Source organism: Mangrovicoccus ximenensis, assembly GCF_003056725.1.
In the GTDB taxonomy this organism is placed as follows: Bacteria; Pseudomonadota; Alphaproteobacteria; order Rhodobacterales; family Rhodobacteraceae; genus Mangrovicoccus; species Mangrovicoccus ximenensis.
Window position 1 is genome coordinate 143065 of record NZ_QBKZ01000004.1, and the last position, 13538, is coordinate 156602.

Genomic DNA, 13538 nt, shown 5'->3' on the forward strand with positions numbered 1-13538 from the left:
GGTCAGCCGCCCGCCGGCCGGTGCAGCATGCCGTCGATGAACACGTCGAGCATCCGCGTCACCGCCTCGCGCCAGTCCTCGCCGTCGCGGGTGTTGCAGAGCCCGACGAAGACGCGGATCATTTCCTCGGGCGTGACATCGTCGCGGAACGTCCCGTCCGCGACGCCATGCGCCAGCAGCCGCCCGGCGGCCGCGCGCACCCGGTCGGCGGCATCGACATAGGGCTGGTCGTGCCGGTCCACCGCCGGTTCCAGCGCCGAGAGCATCCCCTTCTTGGTGGCCACCATGGCGATGAAGCCCCGCATCCAAGTCCTCAGCGCGGCCTCGGCCGCCAGGTCCGACAGGCTGTCGGCCATCGCCTCGAGCTGGTCGGCCTCGCGGACATAGACCTCCTGGAACAGCGCCTCGCGGGTCGGGAAATGCCGGTAGAGCGTGCCGATGCCGACGCCCGCGCATCTTGCAACCGCTTCGAGGCTGGCCTCGGGGCCGCCCGCCGAGAACACCTCGCGCGCCGCGGCCAGCAGCTTCTCGCGGTTCCTCAGCCCGTCTGCCCGGGGTTTCCGGCCGGTTTTCGCGCCCATCTGGCCCATGCTTTCCTTTCGCAATGCCCCGGACTTGAAAAGCGGAGGCTACCTCCGTATAAGGCAGGCACCGCGCGAGGCCAACCATGCCCTGCCACGCCTGAAAAAGATACAGCGCGGATCCCGGAAATCGACAGAAAACGGAGACGACATGACCCTCTCCATCACGCTGACCGTCAACGGGACGCCGCATCACCTGGCGCTCGACGACATGCGGGTGACGCTTCTCGACCTGCTCAGGGACCGGCTCGGCCTGACCGGCACCAAGAAGGGCTGCGACCGCGGCCAATGCGGCGCCTGCACCGTGCTGGTCGACGGCCGCCGCCTGAACAGCTGCCTTGCGCTCGCCATGCAGCAGGACGGCGCCGAGATCACCACCATCGAGGGCCTCGCCCCCGACGGCACGCTGCACCCGGTGCAGGCGGCCTTTCTCGAGCATGACGCCTTCCAATGCGGCTATTGCACCCCGGGGCAGATCATGAGCGCCGCCGGACTGATCGCCGAAGGCGCCGACGGCACCGACATGGAGCGGATCCGCGAAGGCATGAGCGGCAATCTCTGCCGCTGCGGCGCCTATCGCGGCATCGCCCGCGCCGTGGCCGAAGCGGCCCGCAAGGCTGCGGAGGAGGCAGAGGCATGAAACCCTTCGACTATCTGCGCCCCGCCTCGCTGGAAGAGGCGCTGGCCGCGCTGTCCGATCCGGATGCGGCGGCGCTCGGCGGCGGCACGAACCTCTTGGACCTGATGAAGCTTGGCGTGGCCCTGCCCGAGCGGATCGTCGACCTGACCCGACTGCCCGGGCTCGACCGGATCGAGGCCCTGCCGGACGGTGCCCTGCGGATCGGCGCGCTGGTGCGCAATTCCGACCTCGCCGCCGATCCCGGTTTCGCCGCCGCCTTCCCGATGGTGGCCGAGGCGCTGCTTTCCGGGGCTTCGGCGCAGCTCAGGAACGCCGCGACGGTCGGCGGGAACCTGATGCAGGCGACCCGCTGCGCCTATTTCCAGGACCCGCACGCGGCCTGCAACCGCCGCGCCGCGGGCGGCATGGCGACAGGCTCGGCCTCGGCCCAGTCGCTGCCCGGCCAGCCGAGCATGCCGCCCAAGAGCCCCGAGGCGGGCCGGGTTTCCAGAAGCCACGCCCCGTCGGCGCGCCGCCCGAGATAGACGATGCCCAGCCGCGTCGGCTTCTCCTTTTTCGGCAGCTTCTTCGGCAGCTCGGCTGCGTTGCCTTCGAAGCGCGCGACGCAGGGCTCGCGCCAGGGGCAGATGCCGCAGGCCGGGTTCCTGGGCGTGCAGATCGTCGCGCCCAGATCCATCACCGCCTGGGCATAGTCGCCGGGGCGCTGCTTCGGCGTCAGGTGGCGGGCAAGCTTCACCAGCTCGGGCTTCGACGTGGGCAGCGGCGTTTCGACGCCGTGGAGCCGCGCCATCACGCGTTCCACGTTGCCGTCGACCACCGTCTCGGGCCGGTCGAAGGCAATCGCGGCGATCGCCGCGGCGGTGTAGGGACCAATGCCCGGCAGGCCGAGGAGCCCCTCGAGCGTGTCCGGGAACTGGCCCATCTGCGCCACTTCGCGCGCGCATTTCAGCAGGTTCCTGGCCCGCGCGTAATATCCGAGCCCCGCCCAGGCGGCCATCACGTCGGCATCCTCGGCCGCGGCCAGCGCCTGCACGGTCGGCCATTCCAGGGTGAAGCGGTGGAAATAGGCCTTCACCGCCGGAACGGTGGTCTGCTGCAGCATCACCTCCGACAGCCAGATCCGGTAGGGATCGGGGCGCTCGTCGGCGCCGGGCGGCACCCGCCAGGGCAGCACCCGCGCATGGCGGTCATACCATTCCAGCAGATCTTCCGCCGTTGCCTCTGGACCTCTGTCACGCAAGCGTTATGCCTCCAACACGGTTTGCTCTGGCACATGCGGCCGGAGCGGGTAATCTGTCGCCCGAACGGAAGGAACGCAATGTCCGACGCCCGGAAATCTCTGCCCCGGAAGACGCGGCGCGGCTACGGCTTCGCAAGCGCGGGCAGCCTTGTCCAGACCCGCATTGCCAAGGCCGGCGAAAGCCGCGGCTTCGCGATGACGCGGCTCCTGACCCACTGGACCGAGGTGGTGGGCGAGGACCTGGCGCGGATGTGCGAGCCGGTAAAGGTCGGCTATGCCAAGAAGGGCGGGCTCGGCGCGACGCTGACCATCCTGGTGCGCGGCGCCGCCGGTCCGATCATCCAGGCGCAATCGGAAGTGATCCGCGCCCGCGTCAATGCCTGCTACGGCTACAACGCCATTGCCCGCATCGCGCTGACCCAGACATCGGGCTATGGCGGTTTCGCCGAGGCGCAGGCCGGGTTCCGCCCGGCGCCGCCTGCGCCGCCCATGCCCACCCCCGAGATCGAGGCCCAGACCGAGGGCGTCGCCGATCCCGGCCTGCGCGCTGCGCTTGCCGGGCTCGGGGCCAGAATTCACGCAAAGAAACACAAGGGACGACCCCAATGATCGCACGTCGCGAGCTCCTGACCTCCGCGCTGATGCTCGGCACGGCCACGATGCTGCCCTCATTCTCCTTCGCGCAGGACGCTGCCCCGGCAGAAGACCTCCCCGAAATCCCGGACATGGTGCTGGGCAGCGCCGACGCGCCGGTGACGGTGATCGAATATGCCAGCTTCACCTGTCCGCATTGCGCCAATTTCCACGCCAACGTGTTCCACGAGCTGAAGGCGAACTACATCGACACCGGCAAGGTGCGCTTCATCTTCCGCGAGGTCTATTTCGACCGCTTCGGCCTCTGGGCGTCGATGGTCGCCCGCTGCGGCGGCGAGATGCGCTATTTCGGCATTGCCGACCGGATGTTTGCCACCCAGCGCGACTGGACCAAGGCGGGCGAGCCGGTGGCGATCGTCGAGTCGCTGAAGAAGATCGGCCTCAGCGCCGGGATCAGCCAGGACGAGCTCGACGCCTGCCTGAACGACAACGCGATGGCCCAGGGGCTGGTCAACTGGTACGGCGAGAACGCCAAGGCCGACAACATCACCGCGACCCCGTCCTTCCTGATCGACGGCGAGGCCTATTCCAACATGGGCTACGACAAGTTCGCCGAAGTGCTCGACGAGAAGCTCGGCGCCTGACCGGCACACGGCCCCGCGCGGCGGGACCCTCCATTCCGGCGCCGTCCCGCGTCCTTCCAGCCGCTGCCCGCGCAGCGGCTGTTCCGTTTCCGGCTGGCTGCCCCGTCTCGCGCGGCCGTCCTGCGGGGCTGTCCTCCAACCGGGGGCGTGGACGGGGCGGGCGCCGGGATGCGCTGTCCGCGGCGCCCGCCGTCCGGGGGTCACTCGGCGGCGATGGCGTCCTCGGCGGCCGCGGCCTTGAGGACGAAGTCGAAGGTGACATGCAGGTCGGTGCCGAGCGCCGGATCCGCGGGGCGGAACTCGCCGACCAGGCTGTCCTTGACCGCGAAGACGCTGTCATTGTCGAGCCAGTCCGAGGAGCTGTCGTAGACCTGGCTGATCAGCGTGCGGTAGCCGTCGCGGGCGATCATGAAATGCATGTGGCCGGGGCGGTTCGGATGGTGGCCCATGTAGCGCAGCAATTCGCCTGCGGTCTCGTCGGAGGGGATCGGATAGGGCACGGGGCGGATCGCGCGGAAGGCGTAATGGCCGTTTTCGTCGGTCTCGAAGCGGCCGCGCAGGTTGTAGTCGGGCTGCTCGGGATCGTGGTTCTCGTAGAGCCCGTTCGGCGCGTCCTCCCAGACATCGAGGATCGCGCCCCGGATCGGCTGGCCCGCGGCATCGCGGATGGTGCCCTCGAAATAGACCGTCTCCTGGCCGTCGAACGCCTTCTGCACGGTCGAGGCGCCCTTGGGCAGGACCGGCGGGTTGCCGCGGTAGAACGGGCCCAGGACGGTCGACTCGGATTCGCCGTCCTCGACCGCGTTGGTCAGCATGTCGACCAGCACCTCGACGCCGAGGATGTCGCCGAGCAGGATGAATTCCTGGCGCTTGTCATCGCAGGTCTGCCCGGCGCGGGCGAGGAAGTCGCAGGCGGCGAGGAACTCGTGATGCTGCAGGCGGACTTCCTTGGCGAAGCCGTGCAGGTGGCGCAGCAGCGCGGCCATGATCTCCCGCTGGCGGGCGTCGATCTCGCCGTTCCGCCCCAGCGAGGCGGTGACGATGTCGGTGATGTTCTCTAGCGTGACCTTGCCCATGGGGCGTCCTCCGATCTTCCCGGCCCGCCTCTCCTCCGGCGGGCTTCCGGTCCGTCCCCATGCTTGGCCGATCCGGGCTGCGGCTCCAATGCCCGCCGCGGTATCGCGCGATACCGCAGCGGCGGAAGCCCGGCCCGGGAGGGCGGCGGCGGGCGGTCCCGGCCGGCCTTCCGGATTCGGCAGGCGTTATGGCCGCCGCCGCGGATCGCCAGCGGCAGCTGCGCGGCGCGGGCGAAACCGATCGCCGCCCGCACGTCCTCCGGATCGCGGCAGCGCAGGATGAAGCGCGGCCGCTTGTCGATCATGCCGTTGTAGAGCGCGCGGGCCTCGTCATAGCCCGGGCTCTCCGGGGTGACCGCAGCGGCGCGTAGCCGTTCGGGAATGTCGATCTGCAGGCTGTCCATGTGTTCCTCCGCTGGCTGTCCGAAATCATTTTCGCCCGGATTCTGCTCCAGGTTGCATTCAGGCTAGCTCCTAAGCCGCTTTCCGGCCATGCGCAGGTGTCTTCGTTTCCATGCAGATTTCCTGTTTTCATGCTATGCACATGCAGATCGTCCGGGTCGGCATGCAGGCTGACCCGGTTCCCGCGGAAGGAGAACCATATGGATGTGCTGTCGAACGTCCTGCAGTCCGTACGCCTCAACGGTGCCGTTTTCTTCGATGTGCGTGCCTGCGACCCGGTCGTCGCCGAAACCCCGAACATGAAGCTGATCGGCCATCGGGTGATGCCCGGGGCCAGCCATGTGATTCCGTTCCACATCATGCTGAGGGGGAGCTGCTGGGTCGAGGATACCGAGAGCCCGCAGCCCCCGGTCCAGTTCCGCGAGGGCGATGTCATCTTCTATCCGCACGGGCACGGACATATCTTCGTGTCCAATATCGGCGACCGGCTGGAACCGGATCTCGACCTCTACCGCCGTCCCGGAGACAGCCAGCTGCCGATCATGATGGATCTCGACGACAGCGGCCGCTCGAGCATGCATTTCGTTTGCGGCTACTTCGCCTGCGCCGAGTCGCCCTTCAACCCGCTGCTCGAGGCGCTGCCGCTCAGGGTGCTGTCGCCGCGCCCGGAAAACGGCAACCATATCGAGGTCGACCTGATCCACAGCGCGCTGCGCGAGCGCGACGCGCAGCGGGCCGGCGGCGAAGCGGTGCTGTCGAAGCTCAGCGAACTGCTCTTCGTGCGCGTGCTGCGGCGCCATATCGAGAGCCTGCCGGAGCATTCCAAGGGCTGGCTCGCGGGGATGCGCGACGACGGCGTCCGCCGCGCGCTGCAGCTGATGCACGGCCAGCCGCAGGCGGCCTGGACACTGAACGGGCTGGCGAAGGAAAGCGGCCTGTCGCGCGCCGTTCTGTCCGAGCGCTTCACCTCGGTGATCGGCCATTCGCCGATGCGCTATCTCGCGCTCTGGCGGATGCAGCTGGCCGCTCAGTACCTTAGGGACACCAACATCCCGCTCGAGGAGATTGCCTCGCAGGTCGGCTACCAATCGGAATCGGCCTTCATCCGCGCGTTCCGCACCATTGTCGGCGATCCCCCTGGCGCCTGGCGGCGCGCCCAGCAGCGGCAGGCGTGATCCCGCGCCGTGGTGTCAGGCTCGCGGGCCCCGGTCCCGCGGAAGGCACATGGCGGGGGTCCGGGAGGAGCGGCCCAAGGGCCGGCTCTTCCGGCGACCGGCGGCGTCCTGCTCGGCCGCGACTACCATTACGAGGTGGTGCGTCCGGGCATCGGGCTCTATGGCGGGCGGCCTTTCGAAGCGGCCGCGCCGGTGGTGACGCTGAGCCTGCCGGTGATCCAGGTGCGCACCGTCGAGCCCGACGAGGCCGTGGGCTACGGCTGGGTCTGGGGCGCGACGAAGCCGACGCGGATCGCGACCGTCGCGGCGGGCTATGCCGACGGCATCCACCGCGCACTGTCGAACCGGGCGCTTCTGTGGTCGGGCAAGACCGCCTGTCCGCTGGTCGGGCGGGTGTCGATGGACCTGCTGACGATCGACGTCTCGGCGCTCGACCACGATCCCGAGACGCTGGATCTGGTGAATGCCGATCACGGGCTCGACACGCTGGCCGACGTGGCCGGCACGATCGGCTACGAGCTCTTCACCTCGCTGGGACGCCGCTACGGGCGCAGCTACACCGGCGGCTGAGCCGGGTCCGCGGGACCTTTGCCCTTCACGATGCCTTGACCGCCGCAGGCCCCGCCTGCGGCGGTTTCCGCGTCCGCCGGCACGGGCTTGCGCCCCCGTTGCGCCCCGGAAGGCCGGGGGGCTGCGTCATTAGCGCGCTGCCGGGCGATTCCAATCGGTAAACTCCTGTGGGCTATTGCATTTATCCCGGCCGAATTAACCTCCCGTTGGTTGACCGGAAATCTTGACGGGCTTATCCACGATAACTAGCCAGTCAAGGCATGCTGCTCAGGAGGAGGTGACCGTGGACGAGCTTTTGAGAGAGTACCTTCCCATCCTCGTCTTCCTCGGGATCGCCATCGCGCTGGGGGTCATCCTGATCGCCGCCGCCGGCATCGCCGCGGTGCGCAACCCCGACCCCGAGAAGGTCAGCGCCTATGAATGCGGCTTCAACGCCTTCGACGATGCGCGGATGAAATTCGACGTGCGGTTCTACCTGGTGTCGATCCTGTTCATCATCTTCGACCTGGAAATCGCCTTCCTGTTCCCCTGGGCCGTCGCCTTCAANGGACATCTCGATGACCGCCTTCTGGTCGATGATGGCCTTCCTCGGCGTGCTGACCGCGGGCTTCGCCTATGAATGGAAGAAAGGGGCGCTCGAATGGCAGTGAGCACCGCCGCCTATTCCGCCGGGCCCGACCGCGAGGTCGCGACCCAGACCCTGAACCGCGAGCTGCAGGACAAGGGATTCCTGCTGACCTCGGTGGAGGACATCGTCAACTGGGCGCGCACCGGGTCGCTGCACTGGATGACCTTCGGGCTTGCCTGCTGCGCCGTCGAGATGATGCATACCTCGATGCCGCGCTACGACCTCGAACGCTTCGGCACCGCGCCGCGCGCCTCGCCGCGCCAGTCCGACCTGATGATCGTCGCGGGCACCCTGACCAACAAGATGGCTCCGGCGCTCAGGAAGGTCTATGACCAGATGCCCGAGCCGCGCTACGTCATTTCGATGGGTTCCTGCGCCAATGGCGGCGGCTACTACCATTACAGCTATTCCGTGGTGCGCGGCTGCGACCGCATCGTGCCGGTCGATGTCTACGTGCCGGGCTGCCCGCCGACGGCCGAAGCGCTGCTCTACGGCATCATGCAGCTGCAGCGGAAGATCCGCCGCACCGGCACCATCGTCCGCTGAGGAGGCACCATGAGCCAGGAACTCGAGGAACTCGCCGCGACGCTGGAGCTCAAGCGCCCGGACTGCGTCCNTGTCGANCCGAGANTCGCCCTCGGCGAGCTGACCGTGAACGTGGCGCCCGCGCGCCTGCCGGGCTTCGCCGATTTCATCCGCACCGAGCCGACCTGCCGGTTCTCGACGCTGGTCGACATCACCGCGATCGACTATCCGCAGCGCGAGAAGCGCTTCGACGTCGTCTACCATCTCCTCAGCATGTACCAGAACCAGCGGATCCGCCTGCGCGCCGCGGTGTTCGAGGACGAGATGGTGCNCGAGCCTCACCGNGCATCTTCCCCTCGGCCAACTGGTTCGAGCGCGAAGTGTTCGACATGTTCGGGATCCTCTTCAAGGGCCATCCCGACCTGCGCCGCATCCTGACCGATTACGGCTTCCGCGGCCATCCGCTGCGCAAGGACTTCCCGACCACCGGCTATACCGAAGTCCGCTATGACGAAGTCGAGAAGCGCGTGGTCTACGAGCCGGTCAAGCTGGTGCAGGAATACCGGCAGTTCGACTTCATGTCGCCTTGGGAGGGTGCCGAATACATCCTGCCCGGCGACGAGAAGAAAGAGGCCTGACGCGTGAAGCCGGGGCTCTCCATAGGTGACCGCGCCACGTTTTCCCGCGTGGTCCGTCCCGAGGAGGTGGTGCCCCTGCTGTTTCCCGACGCGCGGGTGATGGATCCGATGCCGCATGTGCTGGCCTCGGCCTACATGATCGGCCTGTTCGAATGGGCCTGCGTCGAGCAGATCGCGCCCTTCTACGAACCGGGCGAGGGCTCGCTCGGGACCGGGTTCGAGCTGACCCATGTGGCGCCGACGCCGCCCGGGCTGACCGTGACGGTCGAGACCGAAATCGAATCCTTCGACGGGAAATTCGTCTGGTTCCGCGTCCGCGGCCATGACGGCGCCGACATGATCGGCGAAGGCCGCCACCAGCGTGCGGTGGTGCAGTGGGACAGGTTCAAGGCGCGCGTGGAGCGCAAGAGGGTGTCGGTGACATGAGTAACGTGACCAGCATTGCGGCCAATCCGATGCGCTTCCCAGACGGGAAGACGGTGGTCTACTGCGTCGGCGCGCAGAAGGGCGGGACGACCTGGCTTGCCGATTACGTGGCCGGGCATCCGCGGTGCTACATGCCGCCGATGAAGGAATGCCACTTCTTCGACACGCGCTACGGCTTCGACATGCAGGCCCGCAAGGTCGCCATCAGGAACATGAAGCGCCATCTCGACACGATGCTGGCGGCGGACAATTTCCAGTTCGGCCAGAAGCTCGCCGAGCTGCAGATGGCAGCGCAGCGGGCCGAGCTCTTCGCGCCCGACGACCGCGGGCTGGCAGCCTATCTGCGGCTGATGACCGCGCGGGCCGGGGACGCGACGCATCTGTGCGATTTCACGCCGTCCTACGCGACCTGCGACCGGACGGTCTTCGGCTTCATGGACAGCCTCGCCGACGAGGCCCGCTTCGTCTTCATCATGCGCGATCCGGTCGACCGGCTCTGGTCGCAGGCGCGCATGGCCTCGAAGAACATCCTGGCCCGCAATTCCGGCGCGGATTTCGAGGCGGCGGCGCACAAGGCGCTCAAGCATTACCTGGGCAACTACCAGGCAGCGGACCTGCCGCGCTCGAACTACCGGCGCACCATCACCGAGCTCGAGGCGGCGGTGCCGCGCGAGCGGATCCAGTACCTGTTCTACGAGAAGCTCTTCACCGAGGACACGGTTGGAATGTTCTGCGATTTCGCCGGAATCGACCATATGCCGGCCGATTTCGGGCGGCGCTCGAACGAGGGGACCGGGCTGGACATGCCCGAGTCGGTCCGCGAGATGCTCGGCAGCGCGCTGAAGGTCCAGTACGACTTCATCCGCGAGCGCTTCGGCAGCGACGCGCCGGAGAGCTGGCAATGGGCGGCTGCCGAACGGCCGCAGGCGGATAACGCACACATGGACTCCGCGGCGGGCGCCGTGCCCGCGCGGAGCGAAGGAGGACGGGCATGATGGACGGCGCGAATTTCGACGATGCTCTGACCGGCGAACAGAAGATCCGGAACTTCAACATCAATTTCGGCCCGCAGCACCCGGCGGCGCATGGCGTGCTGCGCATGGTGCTTGAGCTCGACGGCGAGATCGTGGAGCGCTGCGATCCGCATATCGGGCTGTTGCACCGCGGCACCGAGAAGCTGATGGAGAGCCGCACCTACCTGCAGAACCTGCCCTATTTCGACCGGCTCGACTACGTGGCGCCGATGAACCAGGAACATGCCTGGTGCCTCGCCATCGAGAAGCTGACCGGCACCGAGGTGCCGCGCCGCGCCTCGCTGATCCGGGTGCTGTTCTGCGAGATCGGCCGGGTGCTGAACCATCTGCTGAACGTGACCACGCAGGCCATGGACGTGGGCGCGCTGACGCCGCCGCTCTGGGGCTTCGAGGAGCGCGAGAAGTTGATGATCTTCTACGAGCGGGCCTGCGGCGCGCGTCTCCATGCGGCCTATTTCCGGCCCGGCGGCGTGCATCAGGACCTGCCGCCGAAGCTGATCGAGGATATCGACGCCTGGGCGGTCGAGTTCCCCAAGGTGCTCGACGACATCGATGGCCTGCTCACGGAAAACCGCATCTTCAAGCAGCGCAACGCCTTCATCGGCGTGGTGACCGAGCAGGAGATCCTCGACTGGGGCTTCTCGGGCGTGATGGTGCGCGGCTCCGGGCTGGCCTGGGACCTGCGCCGCGCGCAGCCCTATGAATGCTACGACGAGTTCGACTTCCAGATCCCGGTGGGCAAGAACGGCGACTGCTATGACCGCTACCTCTGCCGTATGGCCGAGATGCGCGAGAGCGTGAAGATCATCCGCCAGGCCTGCGCCAAGCTGCAGGCGCCCGAAAACCAGGGAGACGTGCTGGCGCGCGGCAAGATCACCCCGCCGAAGCGCGGCGACATGAAGACCTCGATGGAATCGCTGATCCATCACTTCAAGCTCTATACCGAGGGCTTCCACGTCCCCGAGGGCGAGGTCTATTGCGCGGTGGAGGCGCCCAAGGGCGAATTCGGCGTGTTCCTGAAATCGGACGGCACCAACAAGCCCTACCGCGCCAAGATCCGCGCGCCGGGCTATCTGCACCTGCAGGCGATGGACCATGTCGCCAAGGGCCACCAGCTGGCCGATGTCGCCGCGCTGATCGGCACGATGGACATCGTGTTCGGCGAGGTCGACCGCTAGGATGTTTCGAGGCGGGGCAGGGACCGGATCGGGGGCGCCAGGCCATACCCGGCAGCCGGACCGCTCCGCGGGCAATGGATGGAAAGGGATGCAGATGCATCCGCATGCAAGGCAGGCCCGGGCGTTTCTGGCCGGGCTGGCAATGGCAGCGATCGGTGCGGTCCCCGCCGTTGCGGCGGAGGACGGCCTGCCTGATTTCGACGGAACCGGCGGCTATTCGGTGATCGGCCCCTATGAGGGCGGCCTGCTGGTGCAGGAACGCGGCGGACCGGCCTTCCTGTGCGACACCGACATCGCCAATATCGTCCTGCTGTCGAATTGCCGTCCGGTGCTGACCGACGGCCAGGTCGAGGCCTATACCGCGGCCAAGGCGGCCTCGGACCGCCAGCAGGCGCTGGCCGAGGAGCGCAGCCGCGTGCTGGGCCTGTCCGAGGCGGAGTTCCTCGAGGCCGGGCGGCGCACGCTCTCCGCGCAGGGCTGCCAGGTCGATCTCGGCCGCGCCGCGGTGCTGCNGCGCGGATGTGCTCCCGGNCCTTCGGCGCGGCGCTCGGCATTCCGGGGAGCCTCCAGCCCGGCATGATGCGGCTGACCGACGATCTCTTCACCCAGACGCTGGAGCGGCTGCTGCGCAAGGGCAGGATCACCTTCGACCGCTCGACGCGGATTGCCCGGCTGGTGGAGTGCGAACAGTGACGGCGCTGCGGATCCCCTCCATTTATGCCGTTGTGCAGCGCGGGATTTCCTGCCAAATCGGCGGCGGAGCACGCGGGGGGCTGCAGCGGACGGGAGGTGTCCGGCAGCACGGCCGCACGGTCCCCGGAGGCGCGGCCCGGCCCGCGCGGGAGATGAAATTGCACAGCGAAGACCGCGCGCGGAACCGCGCACCGAGCGAATATCCGGCGGCAGGACGGGCACCCGTCCGGTGCTGCGGGCTAGCAGAAGGGAAAGCCTGAATGTTGCGTCGCCTCCATCCCGAACAGCCCGACAGCTTCGCCTTCACGCCCGCGAACCGCGCCTGGGCCGAAGCGCAGATGACCCGCTATCCCGAGGGCCGCCAGGCCTCGGCGATCATCCCGATCCTGTGGCGCGCCCAGGAACAGGAAGGCTGGCTGACCCGGCCCGCGATCGAGCATGTCGCCGACATGCTGGGCATGCCCTACATGCGGGCGCTCGAGGTCGCGACCTTCTACTTCATGTTCCAGCTGCAGCCGGTGGGCTCGGTCGCGCATGTCCAGGTCTGCGGCACGCTCAGCTGCATGATCTGCGGCGCCGAGGATCTGATCGGCATCTGCCGAGAGAAGATCGCGAAGAAGCCGCATGTGCTGTCCGAGGACGGCCGGTTCTCCTGGGAAGAGGTGGAATGCCTCGGCTCCTGCACCAATGCGCCGATGGTCCAGATCGGCAAGGATTACTACGAGGACCTGACCGCCGAGCGCTTCATCGAGATCCTCGACGAGCTGGCCGCGGGCAAGGTGCCGGTGCCGGGCCCGCAGAACGGCCGCCACGGCGCCGAGCCGCTGGGCGGGCTGACCACGCTGACCGCGCATGACAAGGACCGGATGCCGATGAACGGCTCGGTCACGCGGGCGGTGGAGCTGGGCGACACGGTCAAGCGGATCGACGGCAGCGAAGTCTGGAGGACGCCCAGATCGACCGCGCCGTGCGCGGCCGGGTGAAACCCTCAGACCACGTCCCGGTCTGGATCGAGCTCGCCGCCTGACCCGGCGCCGCTGTCTGTCTGCGCGCGGGCCGGTGCCTTCCGGCCCGCTCCGCCAGCGCCCGAGGCGTGCCGATGCCCGCCGGGGCCATCTTGCCGGATAGCGCCTCGCGGCACCGGAAGGGCCGGCAAGCCTGAAGCTTGCCGGACGCCGCTCCCGTCGGCAAGGCGGGCGATCTTCCGCTCCCCGCCCGGGAGCCCGGGAGATGGGAGCGGTCCATCTTCGCCAGGCCGGACATCTTGCCAAGCTGGTCCTGCCCCCGGCAGACGATCCGGAATCGGCAACGGAGACGGACATGCCCCCGGGACCGCCGCTGTCGCTGCGGGAGCCGCGGCCGCGCCGGATCCCGAAACCTTCGACAGCGGCCGCAATGTCGCGGCCCGGCCCGGCCTTGTCCCGAGGCAGCGATCGGCCAGCGGCGGGACCCGGCTCGGCAAGATGGCCCGCCTCCGCAGGCTCTACCGGACCA

The 13538-nt window shown here is 68.2% G+C and carries 13 protein-coding genes and 5 pseudogenes; 14 read left to right on the plus strand and 4 right to left on the minus strand.

Annotated elements, in window-relative coordinates; genetic code table 11:
• Window positions 1–2 precede the first annotated feature (2 nt).
• Entirely contained in the window at window positions 3–581 is a 579-nt protein-coding gene (locus tag C7T91_RS09750; RefSeq protein ID WP_236638141.1) for a TetR/AcrR family transcriptional regulator, read from the minus strand.
• A gap of 151 nt (window positions 582–732) precedes the next feature.
• Between C7T91_RS09750 and C7T91_RS09755 the strand changes: the two genes are divergently transcribed.
• Window positions 733–1221 (plus strand): (2Fe-2S)-binding protein, encoded by a 489-nt coding sequence (locus C7T91_RS09755; protein WP_108259066.1) that lies wholly within the window; start codon window positions 733–735, stop codon window positions 1219–1221.
• Window positions 1218–1562, plus strand: a pseudogene (locus tag C7T91_RS09760) (FAD binding domain-containing protein); the annotation flags it as partial. The gene C7T91_RS09755 and the pseudogene C7T91_RS09760, both read left to right, overlap by 4 nt.
• A gap of 14 nt (window positions 1563–1576) precedes the next feature.
• Here the strand turns inward: C7T91_RS09760 and mutY are convergent.
• Window positions 1577–2461, minus strand: coding sequence for an A/G-specific adenine glycosylase (gene mutY, locus C7T91_RS09765; RefSeq protein WP_108259067.1), 885 nt, complete (start codon window positions 2459–2461; stop codon window positions 1577–1579).
• A gap of 78 nt (window positions 2462–2539) precedes the next feature.
• Between mutY and C7T91_RS09770 the strand changes: the two genes are divergently transcribed.
• Together C7T91_RS09770 and C7T91_RS09775 are read left to right on the plus strand one after the other, a co-directional pair.
• Window positions 2540–3070, plus strand: a complete 531-nt coding sequence (locus C7T91_RS09770) for a DUF721 domain-containing protein (RefSeq protein ID WP_108259068.1) — start codon at window positions 2540–2542, stop codon at window positions 3068–3070.
• Window positions 3067–3699: a DsbA family protein gene (locus C7T91_RS09775; protein WP_108259069.1), complete on the plus strand. Its 633-nt coding sequence runs from the start codon at window positions 3067–3069 to the stop codon at window positions 3697–3699. Before C7T91_RS09770 ends, C7T91_RS09775 begins: the two co-directional genes overlap by 4 nt.
• Window positions 3700–3899: 200 nt before the next feature.
• Here the strand turns inward: C7T91_RS09775 and C7T91_RS09780 are convergent, their stop codons facing one another.
• Complete coding sequence (locus C7T91_RS09780; protein WP_108259070.1) at window positions 3900–4775, minus strand: dioxygenase family protein; 876 nt, start codon at window positions 4773–4775, stop codon at window positions 3900–3902.
• A complete protein-coding gene (locus C7T91_RS09785; protein ID WP_108259071.1) occupies window positions 4757–5179 on the minus strand; it encodes an FAD-binding protein in 423 nt (140 codons plus the stop codon). The genes C7T91_RS09780 and C7T91_RS09785 overlap by 19 nt, the downstream gene beginning before the upstream one ends.
• 198 nt (window positions 5180–5377) lie before the next feature.
• On the opposite strand from C7T91_RS09785, the gene C7T91_RS09790 reads away from it, so the two are divergent.
• The 10 genes and pseudogenes from C7T91_RS09790 to C7T91_RS38440 all read left to right on the plus strand — a co-directional run.
• Window positions 5378–6352, plus strand: coding sequence for an AraC family transcriptional regulator (locus tag C7T91_RS09790; protein ID WP_161555831.1), 975 nt, complete (start codon window positions 5378–5380; stop codon window positions 6350–6352).
• Window positions 6353–6361: 9 nt separating this feature from the next.
• Window positions 6362–6922, plus strand: a complete 561-nt coding sequence (locus C7T91_RS09795) for an alanine racemase (protein WP_108259073.1) — start codon at window positions 6362–6364, stop codon at window positions 6920–6922.
• Window positions 6923–7205: 283 nt separating this feature from the next.
• A pseudogene (locus tag C7T91_RS09800) lies at window positions 7206–7572 on the plus strand (NADH-quinone oxidoreductase subunit A).
• Window positions 7563–8096 carry a NuoB/complex I 20 kDa subunit family protein gene (locus tag C7T91_RS09805; RefSeq protein ID WP_108259074.1) on the plus strand — a complete coding sequence of 178 codons (534 nt, stop codon included), beginning with the start codon at window positions 7563–7565 and terminating at the stop codon, window positions 8094–8096. Before C7T91_RS09800 ends, C7T91_RS09805 begins: the two are co-directional and overlap by 10 nt.
• Before the next feature lie 9 nt (window positions 8097–8105).
• A pseudogene (locus C7T91_RS09810) lies at window positions 8106–8713 on the plus strand (NADH-quinone oxidoreductase subunit C).
• A gap of 3 nt (window positions 8714–8716) precedes the next feature.
• Complete coding sequence (locus tag C7T91_RS09815) at window positions 8717–9139, plus strand: thioesterase family protein (RefSeq protein WP_108259075.1); 423 nt, start codon at window positions 8717–8719, stop codon at window positions 9137–9139.
• Complete coding sequence (locus tag C7T91_RS09820; RefSeq protein ID WP_108259076.1) at window positions 9136–10134, plus strand: sulfotransferase; 999 nt, start codon at window positions 9136–9138, stop codon at window positions 10132–10134. Before C7T91_RS09815 ends, C7T91_RS09820 begins: the two co-directional genes overlap by 4 nt.
• Window positions 10134–11351 (plus strand): NADH-quinone oxidoreductase subunit D, encoded by a 1218-nt coding sequence (locus tag C7T91_RS09825; RefSeq protein WP_201742073.1) that lies wholly within the window; start codon window positions 10134–10136, stop codon window positions 11349–11351. The genes C7T91_RS09820 and C7T91_RS09825 overlap by 1 nt, the downstream gene beginning before the upstream one ends.
• Before the next feature lie 953 nt (window positions 11352–12304).
• Window positions 12305–12985: pseudogene (nuoE, locus tag C7T91_RS09835) on the plus strand (NADH-quinone oxidoreductase subunit NuoE); the annotation flags it as partial.
• Window positions 12985–13071 (plus strand): annotated as a pseudogene (locus C7T91_RS38440) (exodeoxyribonuclease III); the annotation flags it as partial. The pseudogenes nuoE and C7T91_RS38440, both read left to right, overlap by 1 nt.
• Between the last annotated feature and the right edge of the window lie 467 nt (window positions 13072–13538).

Bases quoted from the DNA above. Each gene is read 5' to 3' on its own strand.
- C7T91_RS09750 (WP_236638141.1), bottom strand. From the start codon at position 581: ATGGGCGCGAAAACCGGCCGGAAACCCCGGGCAGACGGGCTGAGGAAC.
- C7T91_RS09755 (WP_108259066.1), top strand. From the start codon at position 733: ATGACCCTCTCCATCACGCTGACCGTCAACGGGACGCCGCATCACCTG.
- C7T91_RS09770 (WP_108259068.1), top strand. From the start codon at position 2,540: ATGTCCGACGCCCGGAAATCTCTGCCCCGGAAGACGCGGCGCGGCTAC.
- C7T91_RS09775 (WP_108259069.1), top strand. From the start codon at position 3,067: ATGATCGCACGTCGCGAGCTCCTGACCTCCGCGCTGATGCTCGGCACG.
- C7T91_RS09780 (WP_108259070.1), bottom strand. From the start codon at position 4,775: ATGGGCAAGGTCACGCTAGAGAACATCACCGACATCGTCACCGCCTCG.
- C7T91_RS09785 (WP_108259071.1), bottom strand. From the start codon at position 5,179: ATGGACAGCCTGCAGATCGACATTCCCGAACGGCTACGCGCCGCTGCG.
- C7T91_RS09790 (WP_161555831.1), top strand. From the start codon at position 5,378: ATGGATGTGCTGTCGAACGTCCTGCAGTCCGTACGCCTCAACGGTGCC.
- C7T91_RS09805 (WP_108259074.1), top strand. From the start codon at position 7,563: ATGGCAGTGAGCACCGCCGCCTATTCCGCCGGGCCCGACCGCGAGGTC.
- C7T91_RS09820 (WP_108259076.1), top strand. From the start codon at position 9,136: ATGAGTAACGTGACCAGCATTGCGGCCAATCCGATGCGCTTCCCAGAC.
- C7T91_RS09825 (WP_201742073.1), top strand. From the start codon at position 10,134: ATGGACGGCGCGAATTTCGACGATGCTCTGACCGGCGAACAGAAGATC.